Source organism: Bradyrhizobium sp. 197 (assembly GCF_023073375.1).
Lineage (GTDB): Bacteria > Pseudomonadota > Alphaproteobacteria > Rhizobiales > Xanthobacteraceae > Bradyrhizobium.
This window is the reverse complement of record NZ_JADPJJ010000163.1, coordinates 1-1,602: the sequence shown is the minus strand read 5'-3', so window position 1 is coordinate 1,602 and position 1,602 is coordinate 1. Positions and strand designations below refer to the sequence as shown.

Genomic DNA, 1,602 nt, shown 5'->3' with positions numbered 1-1,602 from the left:
TTATCGGATGCAGCGATCATCTGTTGGTAACCGAGCGAGGGGCGAAAAGCCTGACCAGCACACCGCGTACGCTCCATCGCGTCTGATTCTGAGCACCTCCTGGGAGACAATGGGAGGTTCCCGGGTTACTGCGGCATGCCCAGGGGAGGAGCTTATCCAGTCGGGCCGCAGGCCGACCATTCACGAACTTCGCGAGGACGTCAGTTAGCCAGTCCTCGGCACTGACGCCATTGAGCTTGCATGGTTTATGCCGCTCGCCGAACTATGCCGAGGCGGGTCGTTTTTCCACATTTCTGGCTGACCGGCGTTTGGTCGGTTCGGCATAGTTCGTTCTGTGCCTCCGCTGTCAACAGCGGAGAACAGGAAGATGGAAGTTGAAGACTACTTGGGCAGAAGCCGGCTGTACCGGCGTCTCAGAAGCGAGCCGCACGGACCGCTCGTCGAGTGCTACGCCGTTCGTCTCGTCGAAGAGAGGCTCGTTCGGCATGGCGCGTGGCGTTGCCTCAACGTAGTTGGCGGGCTCCTGAGTTGGATCGCGGCCCGTCGCTATAAGCTGATAGATTTCGATGAGCAGGTCGTTCAGCGGTAGCTCCGACGTCGAGCAGGGAGGCAAACCTGCGATTAGAGCGCGGCTTGGCCAGGAGGTCCATCGTACGCCATCTCCCGGTCATCCGCAGGTTTTTGCACGAGATGTGCTCCGGCCTGCCGCACAGGTGCGGAAGGCTCTCGACGGTTGCGACCGAAAGACGGTGATGGGACGGCGCGACTACGCCATTCTGTTGTTGCTGGCCAAGCTCGGCCTGCGGGCCCACGAGGTCGCGACGTTCACGCTCGATGATATCGACTGGCGCGCCAGCGAGATACTCGTTCGCGCCAAGGGCTGACAGCGTGCACGGATGCCGATGCCGCCAGACGTTGGCGCGGCCATCGTTGCATATCTGCGCAGCGGCCGCCCAAAATCGTCGTACCCACGGTTGTTCGTCCGCACACTCGCGCCGCACATCGGGTTTGCTTCCGGATGTGCGATCACCATGATCGCCAAGGCTGCCCTCGATCGCGTTGGAATCGAAGGTTGCGCACACGGCGGCGCCCATATCTTCCGACACAGTCTCGCTACCGAGCTTCTCCGATCTGGCGCGACCTTGTCGGAGATCGGACAGTTGCTGCGGCACGAGAACCACGACACTACCCGGATTTACGCGAAGGTCGACATCGATGCGCTCAGAACATTGAGCCTGCCCTAGCGGGGAGGCGTGCAATGACCGATCTGCGCGCCGCACTCGATAACTAGTCGTCCGTGAAGAAATCCCAAGCTGTTGATTTGGAATCCAGAAACGGCATTTTGCCGTAACTGGTTTTGCTGGAAAGCGGGGAGCTATCGCCCAAAGTTGGTGACGGCGGGAATCGGACAGGCGGCATATCGTGGGGGTGCTTGACGCCTCCACTTCTCCACCGAAGGAGCGATATGCCGTGTCCAACGATAACGTCATCCATCTGATTCAGCCAGGAATCTTCGACGATCAACTCACAGAAGTCTTGCGCAATGGAGCGCGTGCCCTGCTGGCCCAGGCGGTCGAGGCCGAGGTTGCAGACTTTCTAGGC

2 protein-coding genes and 2 pseudogenes are annotated in these 1,602 nt (G+C 60.3%); 3 read left to right on the top strand and 1 reads right to left on the bottom strand.

From position 1 onward, the window contains the following. Positions 1 to 16: 16 nt before the first annotated feature. Positions 17 to 229 (bottom strand): annotated as a pseudogene (locus tag IVB27_RS43895) (hypothetical protein); the annotation flags it as partial. A 337-nt stretch (positions 230 to 566) separates the two neighbouring features. Between IVB27_RS43895 and IVB27_RS36030 the strand changes: the two are divergent. The 3 genes and pseudogenes from IVB27_RS36030 to IVB27_RS36020 all read left to right on the top strand — a co-directional run. Next, the gene (locus IVB27_RS36030; RefSeq protein ID WP_247447422.1) at positions 567 to 884 is read left to right on the top strand and encodes a site-specific integrase; all 318 of its coding nucleotides are present in this window, start codon (positions 567 to 569) and stop codon (positions 882 to 884) included. Between the two features lie 147 nt (positions 885 to 1,031). Beyond that, positions 1,032 to 1,244 (top strand): tyrosine-type recombinase/integrase, encoded by a 213-nt coding sequence (locus IVB27_RS36025; RefSeq protein WP_247447421.1) that lies wholly within the window; start codon positions 1,032 to 1,034, stop codon positions 1,242 to 1,244. A gap of 226 nt (positions 1,245 to 1,470) precedes the next feature. Beyond that, a pseudogene (locus tag IVB27_RS36020) lies at positions 1,471 to 1,602 on the top strand (IS256 family transposase); the annotation flags it as partial.

What these genes read in the sequence shown, in the direction of transcription:
- IVB27_RS36025 (WP_247447421.1), top strand. Translation starts at nt 1,032, where the DNA reads ATGATCGCCAAGGCTGCCCTCGATCGCGTTGGAATCGAAGGTTGCGCA.
- IVB27_RS36030 (WP_247447422.1), top strand. Translation starts at nt 567, where the DNA reads ATGAGCAGGTCGTTCAGCGGTAGCTCCGACGTCGAGCAGGGAGGCAAA.